The sequence below is a fragment of the Pseudobdellovibrio exovorus JSS genome (assembly GCF_000348725.1).
GTDB classification, from domain to species: domain Bacteria; phylum Bdellovibrionota; class Bdellovibrionia; order Bdellovibrionales; family Bdellovibrionaceae; genus Pseudobdellovibrio; species Pseudobdellovibrio exovorus.
On sequence record NC_020813.1, the window covers coordinates 1582897 to 1595557 of the forward strand.

The 12661-nt window shown below is 41.7% G+C and carries 16 protein-coding genes; 7 read left to right on the top strand and 9 right to left on the bottom strand.

Annotated elements, in window-relative coordinates:
- Positions 1–80: 80 nt before the first annotated feature.
- From A11Q_RS07825 to A11Q_RS07835, 3 genes are all read left to right on the top strand, one after another.
- Positions 81–827, top strand: a complete 747-nt coding sequence (locus A11Q_RS07825) for a TIGR02147 family protein (RefSeq protein WP_015470265.1) — start codon at positions 81–83, stop codon at positions 825–827.
- A 10-nt stretch (positions 828–837) separates the two neighbouring features.
- A complete protein-coding gene (locus tag A11Q_RS07830; RefSeq protein WP_015470266.1) occupies positions 838–1680 on the top strand; it encodes a hypothetical protein in 843 nt (280 codons plus the stop codon).
- 108 nt (positions 1681–1788) lie between these two features.
- Positions 1789–2697 carry an ADP-ribosyltransferase family protein gene (locus A11Q_RS07835; protein WP_015470267.1) on the top strand — a complete coding sequence of 303 codons (909 nt, stop codon included), beginning with the start codon at positions 1789–1791 and terminating at the stop codon, positions 2695–2697.
- On the opposite strand, the gene A11Q_RS07840 is transcribed toward A11Q_RS07835, so the two are convergent.
- From A11Q_RS07840 to A11Q_RS07865, 6 genes are all read right to left on the bottom strand, one after another.
- Positions 2694–3155, bottom strand: a complete 462-nt coding sequence (locus tag A11Q_RS07840) for a hypothetical protein (protein ID WP_015470268.1) — start codon at positions 3153–3155, stop codon at positions 2694–2696. The two genes, A11Q_RS07835 and A11Q_RS07840, sit on opposite strands and share 4 nt — an antisense overlap.
- A 158-nt stretch (positions 3156–3313) precedes the next feature.
- Positions 3314–4102, bottom strand: a complete 789-nt coding sequence (locus A11Q_RS13545) for a lytic transglycosylase domain-containing protein (RefSeq protein ID WP_015470269.1) — start codon at positions 4100–4102, stop codon at positions 3314–3316.
- 206 nt (positions 4103–4308) lie between these two features.
- Positions 4309–5001 carry an NADAR family protein gene (locus tag A11Q_RS07850; RefSeq protein WP_015470270.1) on the bottom strand — a complete coding sequence of 231 codons (693 nt, stop codon included), beginning with the start codon at positions 4999–5001 and terminating at the stop codon, positions 4309–4311.
- Positions 5002–5003: 2 nt separating this feature from the next.
- Entirely contained in the window at positions 5004–5750 is a 747-nt protein-coding gene (locus tag A11Q_RS07855) for a trypsin-like serine peptidase (RefSeq protein ID WP_015470271.1), read from the bottom strand.
- 220 nt (positions 5751–5970) lie between these two features.
- On the bottom strand, positions 5971–6648 hold the full coding sequence (locus A11Q_RS07860) for a pseudouridine synthase family protein (protein ID WP_015470272.1): 678 nt from the start codon (positions 6646–6648) through the stop codon (positions 5971–5973).
- Positions 6623–7237, bottom strand: coding sequence for an RlmE family RNA methyltransferase (locus A11Q_RS07865; protein WP_015470273.1), 615 nt, complete (start codon positions 7235–7237; stop codon positions 6623–6625). Before A11Q_RS07865 ends, A11Q_RS07860 begins: the two co-directional genes overlap by 26 nt.
- A gap of 127 nt (positions 7238–7364) precedes the next feature.
- Here A11Q_RS07865 and A11Q_RS07870 point away from each other — a divergent pair, with 127 nt between their 5' ends.
- Positions 7365–7550, top strand: a complete 186-nt coding sequence (locus A11Q_RS07870; protein ID WP_015470274.1) for a hypothetical protein — start codon at positions 7365–7367, stop codon at positions 7548–7550.
- Here the strand turns inward: A11Q_RS07870 and A11Q_RS07875 are convergent.
- Positions 7547–8875 carry an MFS transporter gene (locus A11Q_RS07875; RefSeq protein WP_235044587.1) on the bottom strand — a complete coding sequence of 443 codons (1329 nt, stop codon included), beginning with the start codon at positions 8873–8875 and terminating at the stop codon, positions 7547–7549. The genes A11Q_RS07870 and A11Q_RS07875 overlap by 4 nt on opposite strands.
- A gap of 33 nt (positions 8876–8908) precedes the next feature.
- On the opposite strand from A11Q_RS07875, the gene A11Q_RS07880 reads away from it, so the two are divergent.
- On the top strand, positions 8909–9268 hold the full coding sequence (locus A11Q_RS07880) for an RrF2 family transcriptional regulator (protein WP_051056752.1): 360 nt from the start codon (positions 8909–8911) through the stop codon (positions 9266–9268).
- On the top strand, positions 9255–10004 hold the full coding sequence (locus A11Q_RS07885) for a pseudouridine synthase (RefSeq protein ID WP_015470277.1): 750 nt from the start codon (positions 9255–9257) through the stop codon (positions 10002–10004). Before A11Q_RS07880 ends, A11Q_RS07885 begins: the two co-directional genes overlap by 14 nt.
- Here the strand turns inward: A11Q_RS07885 and A11Q_RS07890 are convergent.
- Positions 10001–11284 carry a replication-associated recombination protein A gene (locus tag A11Q_RS07890; protein ID WP_015470278.1) on the bottom strand — a complete coding sequence of 428 codons (1284 nt, stop codon included), beginning with the start codon at positions 11282–11284 and terminating at the stop codon, positions 10001–10003. The genes A11Q_RS07885 and A11Q_RS07890 overlap by 4 nt on opposite strands.
- Before the next feature lie 64 nt (positions 11285–11348).
- Complete coding sequence (locus A11Q_RS07895) at positions 11349–11717, bottom strand: DUF1304 domain-containing protein (protein ID WP_015470279.1); 369 nt, start codon at positions 11715–11717, stop codon at positions 11349–11351.
- A gap of 158 nt (positions 11718–11875) precedes the next feature.
- Here A11Q_RS07895 and A11Q_RS07900 point away from each other — a divergent pair, with 158 nt between their 5' ends.
- A complete protein-coding gene (locus tag A11Q_RS07900) occupies positions 11876–12541 on the top strand; it encodes a L,D-transpeptidase (protein ID WP_015470280.1) in 666 nt (221 codons plus the stop codon).
- Positions 12542–12661 lie beyond the last annotated feature (120 nt).

The following is a 12661-nucleotide window of genomic DNA, read 5'->3' on the forward strand; positions in this document are numbered from 1 at the left end:
AATATGATCTGATATTGTCTCAAATAGATGCATTCGGTCTTTATTTCATTTTACTCGGCGAAAGGACGTTGACTGACGTTATGAAAAAATCTGTCTCGAAAGAAATTGCTCTTGAATTCGGTCTTTGGCTTAGAAAGCAATTTCATGCGAGGAAAGAAAAAAACTCTAACTACTCTTTACGTGCTTTTGCACAGAAGTTAGATATGGACCCATCTTCCCTTTCCCAGATTATGAATGCAAAAAGAAATATCTCAACGGATCTTATCCGTCGAACAGAACAGTCTTTGGATACTGAGTTTCTAACAGAGCTGCCGCTCCTTTTAAAAGAGCGAGAAAAAGATTATCAACACTTACCGATAGGTTTATTTCCTCATATTTCACATTGGTACTATATTGCCCTTCTTGAAATGACTTTAATGAAAAACTTTTCTTCTGATCTGGCGGATATTGCCGAGCGCTTAAACATCAGTGAAGATGTGGTCCGGACAGCCGTACAGCACCTTAAAAAAGTTGGACTTTTAAGTGAGCACCAAGGGATCTTAAAGAAAACAAAGCACAACATCACCAACTACAAAGAAGGCGAAACATCGGACGCCCATAAAACTTTCCAAAAACAAATACTGCATCGTGCGCTGGAAGCTGTTGATAAAGTCGAGATGGATAAAAAAGATATCACCAGTATGATCTTCCCGATGGATGTTAAAAAAGTGCCCTATGCAAAAAAGCTAATTAAGAAATTTCGCAAAGAAATGAATGAACTACTAGATGATGGCAACGGCACAGAAGTCTATGCTCTATCTGTACAATTAGTTCCCCTGACAACTTAAGAGGATCTTCATGCTAAAAATGTTACTGATCACCACTTTCTTTTTTTTCACGGCTGAACTCACTCAAGCAGTTCCTAATGGCACAGACACGGGCGGAGGTGGCTACGGAGCCTATGTCCAACCAGAATCTCGTATGTATCTTTATGATCTGTATGAAGCCCAAATACATCGCTCCCCGTATATTCATCGCCCATTACAACCACGCACTGACTTTACCAACGCCGTAACGACGGCTTTAGGCCATCTTTCTTACATTCCACATGATTTAGTGGCTATTAAACTAGAGGAAATCGCACAGGCGAATGAACTGCTAGCTTACGTGATCACACGTGCCATTACTTTTCACTCTTGGAATGATGATTCTGAACCAGTTCTGTTGTTACATGATTTGCGCTATCACAAAATCACCATACCGGAAAACGTGCGTTTATTAGCTTCTAGATATCATAAAGATATCACTCTAAGTAAAACCTATACAGCTCTTTTAAACCCAGAAAATTTAGCAGCATTAGTTTTACATGAAGCACTTTATGCCCTGACAGGCGATGCCGTTACAACTCGCCATGCTGTTGCCTATCTTTTTTCGAAATCTGCACATCAAGAGAAATATAAAAAATTGATGCAGAAAGTGTCGCTGCTAAGACGATCTTATGCTGCTTGTGATATATACTCTAAGACGCCAATCAAAGTTGTAGACGCCGTAAACTTTGTATATAAAGTAAAATCTAGCCTATGTAAGATTTCATTCTATCATTCATCTGAGTTTTTCATCCCAGAAGATCCCGATGCTGGCGCGGCTGTTTTACGCCGTTATGTCCTTCGTACCGAGATGATGACGGCCGCAGGTTTTTAGGCCAAAAGCGGCACCCGTCAAAGCATTCGACGATGAAAGTTTCATTAGAATCTCTATTGCCACTTTAGCCCCTTTTCTAAACGGCGCTGTATTTGCAAAGCCTGTCGCATGGTTAAAATCAAATCGATCGGCAATGCCGTTAAAAAGACCTTGTTACCAACCCTATTATCATCGCTGCTGATACCGCAAGCGCTGTTGGCGAATGTTTCGACCTCAGCTTCGGTAGCGACGCCTACAGGGCAGTTAACCTTCAGCCTCAAAACGGCAGGCCCCCCTATTCAAATGATGGCTTTGTCGGACTCTTCGAAATATCTAGCTTTTCAGCGAAGCTTTATGACCAAGTTGAACGATGGCCCTTCCGCTTTGGCTTTGATTCGTGAATTCGACAACATGGATCACTCGAATTTAGTGACGACTGTGCAAGCCTCTGTTGAACGCGCCGTAGACCCTAACGACAAGTGGACTGACTTCTATGAATTTATGGAAGCCCCTGAAAATGATTGGTCCTTAGCGATTATCGAATACACCTTAGGGAACGAAAGCGACGATGAACAAATCTATGTTACTGTGAATCGTGAATTACGCGATGGCCGCCCGGACTCTGCAGCGGTTTCCCAATGGACTAAACGCATGCGTGAAGCTATGTGGAGACTCCCTCGCTTTGAAGGGATCTCGTTCCGCGGTACGCGATTGAAACCTGAACAGATTGAAAAGTATTATCAAGTGGGAAAAGTCGCACAGGATTTGGCTTTTATTTCGACGTCTTTATCCCCGACAACAGCATTTAAATTTGCTGATCCTGATGTCAATGGAGTCATTGATAATGAAAAGGTCTCTATTGTTTTTGTTGTTTTAGGAAAAACAGGCCGTCCTGTTTCCAACTTTGCTCACATGCATTCACACGAACAAGAAATTCTTTTTGCTAACGGCACACCGATGACAGTCAAAGCCAAAACACCGGTGTTTCAAGACAGTTTGTTAAATCGAACCCAGATTATTCTGCTAGAAGAAAACTAAAGATCATCGGCGAAAATACGACGAAGTTCTTTTTCGCTGATCAGGTCTCGGCAGTCATCTGTCCATGCTAAACAAGCGCGTGGGCAGGCTCCCCCATCATAAGTTCCCATAGGAGCTTCTGGTAAAAAGCGGCAGTTCAGCGCATCCATTCGCAAATCACCTACAGCATCTGCACTTTCAGGAACAACACGACACGCTTCGCGTGCATGCTGCCGACAGTACTGTTTTTTTGTCGCATTGTCTGCCGCCTGTGCACGCTCTTGTGGACCGGCATAAAATGGAATACTGAGGCCCAACTTATCCTTGATGGACTCCACGGCACTTTTTTCAGGTAAAAAAGCTTCATCGTAAGTTGTATAGCGTCCACCGAAATCATCTTCAACATCTTGAGCTGCCAAGGCAAAAGGAGCCGTAAATAAAATAGAAGTCAGTGCAGATAACAGTATTAAGTTCTTCATAAGAAATTCCTTATTCGTTGCAATTGTAAGACTCTTTCTTATCGACCGCGCTAGGCTGAGACTTAAGATAGAAATGCTAACGGCGCATCACCCTGAGACAGAATGAACGCGCCGTTATTTATTTTTTTAAATTTTCAGACCATTAAACTGATCAGCGATTAGAAAATTGCTGATACTGAAGATTGTAGACTAGCAAAGTATTGTTTATTTGATTTTTCAGCAATCAACATCTTCTGTTCTTTTTCTTTCATATTTTTTAAGTCAGCGTAGATCATCAAGTAGTTATTCACAACTTTACCGAAGTAAGGGTGTTTTTTCAGGTTGTTATTTTGTGCCATACGCTTTGCACTTGTGGGACCCATATTGTACGCATTTACATACTTCAAACTTTCAGAATCCATAGTCGATTTCAAGTATTGAAAGTAGTGAGCACCAAGTAAGATATTATATTCAGGATCTTTTAAGGCTTGTGCGCCCTTCCAAGGTAAGTTCTTCTTTTTAGAAATCCACTCAGCAGTATTCGGGCGGATTTGCATCAAACCGATTTCACCAACGCTACCAACCGCATTAAAGTTAAAGCTGCTTTCAGTTTGAATTACAGCCAATAAAAAGATCGGGTCATAAGAGTGATCTTGGCTCAAATTCATTAATGTTTGAGTAAAGCTTTCTGCATTAATTCTTTTATTTCTTTTCTGTACATATTGCTCGATATAACGAGAGAAATTACGATCACCATCAAATAGCGCCACTTTCTCAGGAACTTCACCTTGCGTGCTTAATAGCTCTTGAGCATGTGTTTTACGGATCTCGTCTTGAATGCTCAATAAAGATGGTTCTGCACTCATTTGACAAGATTCATTCAAAATCAAAACAGTACAAAATAAACTCAGTAGACCGATTTTGCGTGCGAACAACTTTGATTTATTGTTTTCTGTATTTGTTTCCATATAGGATTCTAATTTCAAATACGATACCAACTTCTAACTAGTTGAAATCACAGCAGTCTAAGTTCGACACACGTATGGCATCCGTATATCGCAGCTCATCTGGCATTAGAAATTGGTGTTAGAAAACTTTAGACAGTAGGTTCCATTTTTGACGTGCACTCAGAATGAGACACTTAAATTAGAAATGGCTTGGGTTTTATTCAAATCTAACGAGGAGCCCCTTCATGGCGGAGCTCAGCTCGAAGTCTCATATAGATCTCGTGGTAAAAATACGCAGGCGGAGAATCTGCCTTTTGGCGATGATCCGCTAAAAACGTTAAATCCCCTGTGCTTAAAAGCAATCGAACCAGCTCTGGATTATCGCGAAGTTTAGCGCGGCACGCGTTTAAAATGAGCTCATAATGAACCTCTTGATCGCGGCCATTGTATTCGATTTTACGGCCTTTATAGGTCACCCATTTTATCCCTAATTTCTTCATATTGGCATTGGCCAAATCACCGGCCTTTTTCGCCTCGAAACCACTGAGTGCACGAACTTCTGCACGTGTGTAAGGCCACACGAGATCTTTACGCGCTCTTTCATCTGTTGCTGATTCTGGATACTTCAACGACTGCCAAAGACCTTCAACACTGGCGTATTTCAATCCATCAAGAGAAAACTCTGATGCTGGCAGATTTGAAAACTGACCAAGCTCATTACGTTTTGAAAGAATGACCTCGCCTTTACTACGGTCTGCGGCTTGCGGCGGAATTTCCCAACTTGGCAGCTCAGCTTCAGGAACTGCCTGCCACCAAACATCTGGGTAACCATCTTTTATTTGTGAATGTCCACCCGAAACACAGCCAGCAAGTAGAATCGAAAGAATAAGTAAGATCTGTTTCGGTGAACGGGTTTTCATTTTTAGAAACCCAGCTTATCAAGAACACCTGAAAGCGTGGCTTCCGAAATGTGCGTCCCATAATTCATAGCAGGCCCAGGAATTAAAACTCCCCCATTGTGAATGCCCACGATTTTTTTAGTGAAGACATCAATCAATACAGCTCCGCTGCTACTTGGATTAGTATCACACTTATGTTGAATGGCTTTCTTCGGAAGAAATTGGTTGTAAGCAGATTCTGGTTGAACAAAGCAATACTTTGACCACTGAAGTGGTTGATCATCTGCATGGGAAAAAGCCGTTACACGATTCCCTGCAATAATACGGCGACGACGCTCCAAATCCACTTTTACTGGCGGCACCGGAGAAACTTTCATAATAGCAAAGTCACTTCCTAGGCTTTCATTGTCTTGCATCGCTACAATGCTTTCACACTTTGAAACCATGTAAGGTTCTTTGCCTTGGCGAAATCCCCAAGAGATCGAAACATCTGAACAGTCTTGATTTTCTTTTAATTGCAGATTGGCCCAGAAACAGTGACCAGCCGTTAAGACATAACCATGACCAATATGAGTAGCTGTACAGCCGATATCAATATAACCAAAAGCATCCACTAAAGCGGCAAATGAACGAGGTACATTGGTCGCCTCGGCATCCACCATCACAAGATCATTCTTATCGATGATTTTTTCAAATAGATCCGGATTAATTTGAGCAGAAGCCGTTACCGACACTAAGGTGATCAACGCTGTCATTAAGATTGATTTCATATCCCCTCCTGCTTACTGGATCTACGGCAACACAGTCCCAAAGGATCTTTGCCTTGCCGTGTCGACAAGTAGCCCAAATTGGAACCACTTGCAAATAAATTGAAGCAATTGCTGTGTTTTAATGCTGCTTAGAATCACGGCATCATCCGCTCACTTAGAACCCGAATAGGCTCTATCCGGTTAGTGTGCGTTTAGTATGTGGTGGTTAGTTCGTCTGTGGTTAATTTGAGGGATTTAGAAGTATTTTCTCGGGTAAGCCATAACGACTCTGAACCCCTGACAGATTGATCTCGATGGCCGCTAAAGCCACTCCAGCCTCTTCCCGCTTATAAGTAGACCCGTATAAAGAGTCCCCTAAAATCGGGAATCCTCTGCGGCTGAGTTCTAAACGCAACTGGTGGGGTTTACCTGTGATCGGATAAAGATCCCATAATATTTTTTTTGCAGCCTCATCTACAGCATGAACAAGGGCTTCTGTTTCAGCCCACTCTCCGTGTGCAGATTCAAATGAGCGGCGTTTACCACGTAATATTTTGGTCTTCCATAGGAACTGACTACCAGGTTTTACGATGATCTGACTGCGATCTGTGGTTACGTTTTGAGGCCAATGATCAAAGTTTTGAAAAGGCGTTTCTGCACGATATTTTTTCCGAATAAGTTTGTTCTGAAACCAATCTTGGGACTCACGATGACTTTCTGAAGTGAGAGCATACAGAATTAATCCACTCACTTCATAATCCAAGCGATGAACTGGATATACTGGCTGTCCTAAATGCTTTTGTAACTCAAGCCCCAAACAAGGGCGCGGATCTGCCTTATCACGTGCGGGCACGGATAAAACCTGTGCGGGCTTATTACAGACGACAAAGGAATTATTTTGAAAGACAATCTGGATCATGTTTTTTTCTAACGCCAACTAAGAAAATTTCTTTTGAAATTTTGCGTGTTGAATCTGGCTTTACGGCATGGAACTGCTGGAAGTCTTCTTTGATCTGATTACGTAAATCAGTAAAATCATCTGAATGAAAAAGTTTACAGATAAAGTGCCCATCTTTTTTCAAAAAGCGTTTCGAGATATTCAACGCCAACTCGCATAGCTCAAACGAACGAGCTTGATCCGTCATGCGAATGCCCGTTGTGTTTGGCGCCATATCAGAAATGACCAAATCGAACGGAGGTGGAAACCCGTGCTCTTTAAAAATTTGTTCTAAATTTAAATCGCGTAAATCAGCCTGAATAAAAACAGCGTTAGAAAGCTTAGCCGTAACAGGTTTTAAATCCACACCTAAAATATGACCTTGAGGCCCTACTTTTTGGGCACAGTACTGCGACCAAGACCCCGGAGACGCCCCTAAATCCAACACCATCTGTTTTGGTTTTAGTAATTTAAATTTTTGATCGATCTCTTCTAGTTTAAAAACAGAGCGTGCTGCAAAGTTCTGCTGCTTAGCTTTTTTAAAGTAGTGATCCCGCGGGTTGTACGTCATAGCCCTCTGTCTTAGCAAATAGCTTGTTTTATGTCACAGATTGTTTTACCTGTGTTATAATTACACTCACTTCACATGGCTACGCTATTATTTTATTTATAGTGAGTCCACAGACACAGGTTGGCTTATGGAATTAATTTGGATCATGCTCGTCTTTTTTCTATTCATCACGATCTTATTCGTGGTTTTAGCTTTTGCATTCCCTGAATGGTTTGGCATTACAGGAAAAAAAGCTCTTGAGGTGCAAAAACACCAACAAGAAAATCCCGAAGGAGCTCCTGAAAATACAGAACACAAAAAAGATGAGATCTAACTTTTAGGGTTCAATTTTACTTTAAATAAAAAGTAGGAGCCGATCACGATCAAAATTAAAAGACTCAGAATAGTTTGACGTGAATCCTGTGTATAGCGCGCGAATAAAGCGACCAGCACAGGCCCTAAAACCGATGCAAACTTACCTAACATATTGAAAAAGCCAAAGTACTCACCTGATTTATGCGGTGGAGCTAACTGAGCAAATAGAGAGCGTGACAACGCTTGCACTCCGCCCTGACTTAAACCAATGATAGTAGCCAATCCGTAGAAATGCCATGCTTCTGTCATTTGTGATGCCGCGATGATCGTTACAAAATAAATGCCTAAGCAAAATAAAATCAGATACTGACTGCTTACTTTTCGAGAGAGTACTCCAAACAAATAAGAAGATGGAAATCCCACAAACTGTGTAATTAATAAAGCTTTGATCAAATCAGAGCTTTCAAACCCCAAGGCCATACCAAAATCAACGGCCATCGACATCACTGTGTACACGCCATCAATATAGAACCAATAACCCACAACGAAATAAAAAAGATTACGATTCGAGTTTCTAAAAATGTCTAAGAAAGTGCTTTTCAGCTCTTGAAATGTTTCTAAAGTTAAATCTTTAACGCTTTTTTTACTTAACTGCGTTTCTGGCTCAGGAACGTTTTTCATCAATGGTAAAGTGAAAACAAACCACCAAACACCCACTGTTAAAAATGAAATCTTAACTGCCTGAGCCCCGTCACTTATTCCGAATAGCTCTGGTTTCAGATACATCACCACATTGACAGCAAATAAAACACCACCGCCCAAATAACCCAACGAGTAACCTAAAGAGGAAACAAAACCATAGTCTTTTTCGTCACACACAGAGGGCAACATCGCATCGTTAAAGACCACACTGGCTGAGGCCATAAATAAACCTGTGCCATAAAGAAAAGCCGCTGTGGCCCAACCGCCCACAGGCACGAAATACAGTCCCATCGTGCAAATTACACCCATCAGCATTGTGGCAAACAAAAGTTTCTTTTTTCCGCGTCGTTTATCAGAGATCACCCCTAATGTGGGTGCTAATATAGCCAACATAAAACCAGAAATGGCCAAAACCCATCCTAATCGTTCTGTACTCAGAATAACGCTATCTTCACTGCTCCAGTATTTTTTAAAGAAAATAGGAAAAAAACCTGCCATTACCGTCGTGTAGAAAACACTATTGGCCCAGTCGTAAAGCGCCCATGAAAATATTTTTTTATTCATACAAATATTTTGCATTTTTAACACCTGAATGGCAAAACATTCCGCATGGTCAATCAACAATTCGCGACAGCTGTTCATATACTTACCGCTTTAGCTTGCAAAAAAGATCTGATGAACTCAGACAGCCTTGCAAAAAGTGTTAATACAAATCCAGTGGTTATTCGTCGCCTTTTATCGCAGTTGACCAAAGCAAAGCTAGTGCTCACTGTACGCGGAAAATCTGGTGGTGTTAAGCTCGCGCGTGATTCAGCCTCTATTAACTTAAAAGATGTCTATGTTGCCCTATCACCTTCTGAATCCATAGCCCCGCGAAATAAGTCTCCGCACAAAGAGTGTGCCGTTAGTTGCGCTATGTACACGATTATGAGCTCTGTGGCCGATGGAACACAAAAAGCTACCTTGAAGTATCTTGAAACACAAAAATTGTCTGACCTCGCAAGAAAAGTCAGCAAGTCCCATGCAAACAACTGATTTATTAGCTTTAGAAGAAGAAAATACGACCCAGCCACAAATCTTATTTGAAGATGAAGATCTGCTTTTACTTTTTAAACCCAGCACATGGTTCGTCCATCCACCTGAAAATCCACGCTTTAGACGAGGGCTAAAACGCAGAACCTGTGTACAATGGCTCAAGGATGTCCATGGCATCAGAGCTTTTCCTGCACATCGCCTAGATGCGGCCACAGAGGGTATTCTGATCTTTGGTAAAAACAAAGAGGCCACAGCTCACCTTAACTTGCAGTTTAAGAATCACGAAACTCATAAAGTGTATTACTCGGTGGTCAGAGGTTGGTTACGGGAAGAAGATGGCCGAATTGAACTTCCTTTAGAACTCGATTCTACCGGAGAACTTGTTCCCTGTGAAACCAATTACAGAACTTTAGCTCGCATCGAGCATCCGGTAAAAATCAGTAAAAAGTTCGATACCAGTCGCTACTCTCTTTTAGAAGTGTCCCCTAAAACAGGAAGATGGCATCAAATTCGTCGTCATATGAATCGTGTGTCTCATCCTATTATCGGAGATCGTGAACATGGGGACTCGCATCACAATCGCTACTATCGCGATCAGTTAAAAATCAATGGGCTTTGTCTTTGGGCTAAAGAGTTAACTCTAACTCATCCTCGCAGCGGACAAAAGGTGACGTTTCAATCCCCAACAAGTGAGAAATGGCAAGATATCAGCCGTCTTTTTTCTTATTCTATTTAAGGCTTTTGTTTAAGCCACTTTATATAATCAATGACGATTTTTTCGTGGCCCCTAGCTACTGGCTCATAAAAACTTTGCGGTTTAATAGCAGGTGGCCAATAGCTTTGATCTACATAGGCTCTTTCGTAGTCGTGTGGATAAAGATAACCACCCGTTTTTCTTTCCGTTGATTTCAAGTGTATTGGTAAATCAGCGTTTCCTGTTTGCTGAACAAAAGCTACCGCCTTATTCCACCCCACATAGGAGCGGTTCGACTTCGGGCAGCTTGCTAGAAATGTTACGACCTGAGCTAAGTTGATCGCACACTCGGGCATCCCAATAGCTTCCACCGCCTGCATTCCGGCCATAGCTAATGGTAAAGCTCGCGGCTCGGCATTCCCCACATCTTCACTGGCTAAGATCACCAGACGGCGCGCGATAAAAACTGGATCCTCACCGCCCTCTAACATGCGAGCCATATAATAAAGAGCCGCATCAGGATCACTACCACGAATAGACTTAATGAAAGCCGAAATCGTGTCATAGTGCTGATCTGAGGCCTTATCATAGGCTAGCACTTTACTTCCCACTAACTGCATCAGTGTTTCGGTATTGAGCGGAAACCCTTCAGGGCTGATCTTGTAAAGTTCAATTGCAGATTCTAAGTAATTAAAAAACTTGCGTCCATCCCCATCAGCAAGTGAAATCAACTGCTCTAAAGACTCATCGTCTAAAAGAGTTTTGATATCAACATTTTCCGTAGTGGAAATTTTCTGTGCAAGCTTGACGAAACTTTCTTTTTCTAATCTTTTAAATTTTAAAACCTGAGCTCGACTTAAGAGAGCTCGATTTAATTCATAACTTGGGTGTTCAGTTGTGGCGCCAACTAAATACAATTCGCCCCGTTCTAAAAATGGCAACAGAACATCTTGCTGTGACTTATTAAAACGATGGATCTCATCTACAAAAAGCAGCGTTTTTTCGCTTCTTTCCGCCAGACGTTTTTTTCCTTCTTCGCCTGCAGCTTTAAGATCTTTCACTCCGGCATCAACAGCATTTAAAGACATAAAGTGAGCCTTAGCTGTTTGTGCCAGAGCTTTAGCAAAACTCGTCTTACCAGTTCCCGGTGGACCTGTGATGATCAAATTCATCAACTGCCCTGCACGTAGAAGTTTTCCAATAGGTTGCTTTTCATTAAGAATGTGCTCTTGTCCAACGACCTCAGAGATATGCTGTGGTCTTAATCTTTCGGCCAAGGGACGTAACTTAGGATCAATAGAAGCTTCAAACAAATTACTCACGGGCCCTATTGGGCCTCAGAGCTATTTTGATGTCAAATCTAAAGCATGCTGTAAAGCGTGCTGACTAAATAACCCACAGCAAGAAAAGGGGTAACAAAGCCGGAGCCGCCTGAACAAAAAATATCTTTTTGCTGACTGTAAAAGCTCCGAAAAGCCCCGCAACCACAACACAGGCTAGAAAGAAAAATTTGATTTGATGCGACACTTCGGGCTGTGGGTGAAGCAAACCCCACAATAAACCCGCTGCCAGAAAACCATTATACAACCCTTGATTTTGCGCCAGAACAGCTGAATCGCGCGCTTTATCTATCTTCTGAGCAAATACTTTAAGCCCAATGGGTTTGGTCCAAAAGAACATTTCCAGCACCATAAATCCCACATGCAGAGCCAAAACCACGACGACTAACACGTTAATCAATGTCATTAAATTCATTATAATGATCCTTTTCTTTGTACTGTCTAATAACTAGTGTACAGAGTTTTGACATTCCCGCAATCTTTTCTAGCGCCTACTATCCGAGTTGCGAAAGCACCTCAGACACCATTATATTTCACCCATTCTAATTAATAAAACAAAGAGGAGATAACCCAATGAAATATATGTTACTGACTGCTGCTTGTATCCTATCTTTAGGTTTCCAAGCCCACGCCCAAGAAGTCGATACAGAAACAAACGTGATCGAAGAGTTGAATCCTTTCGATAGCAATATCGAAAACACATTAAGAGAGTTGGATCAACGCTACTACGACGAAACTGGTTTATCTCCATTCTTAGAAGGCGGCACAGCACAACTTTATGAAAATGAAACTGTAGATCTTGGGTTATTTGAAAATACAATTTTACAAAAAGCTTGTTACAGAATTGAGTGTCCGGTATTCGCTCACATCAAGAAGAATGAACAAAAGCTTTATCTTTATGTTAATGGTCAATTACAAGATTCTTGGTTAGTATCAACAGGTTTACCAGGTCACGAAACTCCAAACTTCGATAAAAACCCAAATGGACGTATCTACGACAAGTATTCTTCTAGCAAATATCCAGGTGGAGACTACATGGGCTTAGGTAACATGCCTTACGCTGTGTTCATCCAAGGTGGTTTCGCTATGCATGGAACTCCAGTGGGTAACTACTCAAAATTAGGTCGCAAAGCATCTCATGGCTGCGTTCGTATGCAATCTGAAAATGGTCGCATCTTCAACCGCCTTGTTAGACAATATGGTGTGACTAACACTTGGATCACTATTACTGATAACTAAGATAGTACGCAAATAGACAACTCGCGGCTTCTCTGCTGAGAAAATGCTGAGTTGATAGCTGAAAAGGCCCTGAAAGGGGCCTTTTTTTATTGCCTCGACCTATCTTCTATAGTCAAAATC

Bases quoted from the DNA above. Each gene is read 5' to 3' on its own strand.
- A11Q_RS07855 (WP_015470271.1), bottom strand. From the start codon at position 5,750: ATGAAATCAATCTTAATGACAGCGTTGATCACCTTAGTGTCGGTAACG.
- A11Q_RS07865 (WP_015470273.1), bottom strand. From the start codon at position 7,237: ATGACGTACAACCCGCGGGATCACTACTTTAAAAAAGCTAAGCAGCAG.
- A11Q_RS07825 (WP_015470265.1), top strand. From the start codon at position 81: ATGAAAAAATCTGTCTCGAAAGAAATTGCTCTTGAATTCGGTCTTTGG.
- A11Q_RS07870 (WP_015470274.1), top strand. From the start codon at position 7,365: ATGGAATTAATTTGGATCATGCTCGTCTTTTTTCTATTCATCACGATC.
- A11Q_RS07875 (WP_235044587.1), bottom strand. From the start codon at position 8,875: ATGAACAGCTGTCGCGAATTGTTGATTGACCATGCGGAATGTTTTGCC.
- A11Q_RS13545 (WP_015470269.1), bottom strand. From the start codon at position 4,102: ATGGAAACAAATACAGAAAACAATAAATCAAAGTTGTTCGCACGCAAA.
- A11Q_RS07850 (WP_015470270.1), bottom strand. From the start codon at position 5,001: ATGAAAACCCGTTCACCGAAACAGATCTTACTTATTCTTTCGATTCTA.
- A11Q_RS07885 (WP_015470277.1), top strand. From the start codon at position 9,255: ATGCAAACAACTGATTTATTAGCTTTAGAAGAAGAAAATACGACCCAG.
- A11Q_RS07835 (WP_015470267.1), top strand. From the start codon at position 1,789: ATGGTTAAAATCAAATCGATCGGCAATGCCGTTAAAAAGACCTTGTTA.
- A11Q_RS07840 (WP_015470268.1), bottom strand. From the start codon at position 3,155: ATGAAGAACTTAATACTGTTATCTGCACTGACTTCTATTTTATTTACG.
- A11Q_RS07830 (WP_015470266.1), top strand. From the start codon at position 838: ATGCTAAAAATGTTACTGATCACCACTTTCTTTTTTTTCACGGCTGAA.
- A11Q_RS07880 (WP_051056752.1), top strand. From the start codon at position 8,909: ATGAACTCAGACAGCCTTGCAAAAAGTGTTAATACAAATCCAGTGGTT.
- A11Q_RS07860 (WP_015470272.1), bottom strand. From the start codon at position 6,648: ATGATCCAGATTGTCTTTCAAAATAATTCCTTTGTCGTCTGTAATAAG.
- A11Q_RS07895 (WP_015470279.1), bottom strand. From the start codon at position 11,717: ATGAATTTAATGACATTGATTAACGTGTTAGTCGTCGTGGTTTTGGCT.
- A11Q_RS07900 (WP_015470280.1), top strand. From the start codon at position 11,876: ATGAAATATATGTTACTGACTGCTGCTTGTATCCTATCTTTAGGTTTC.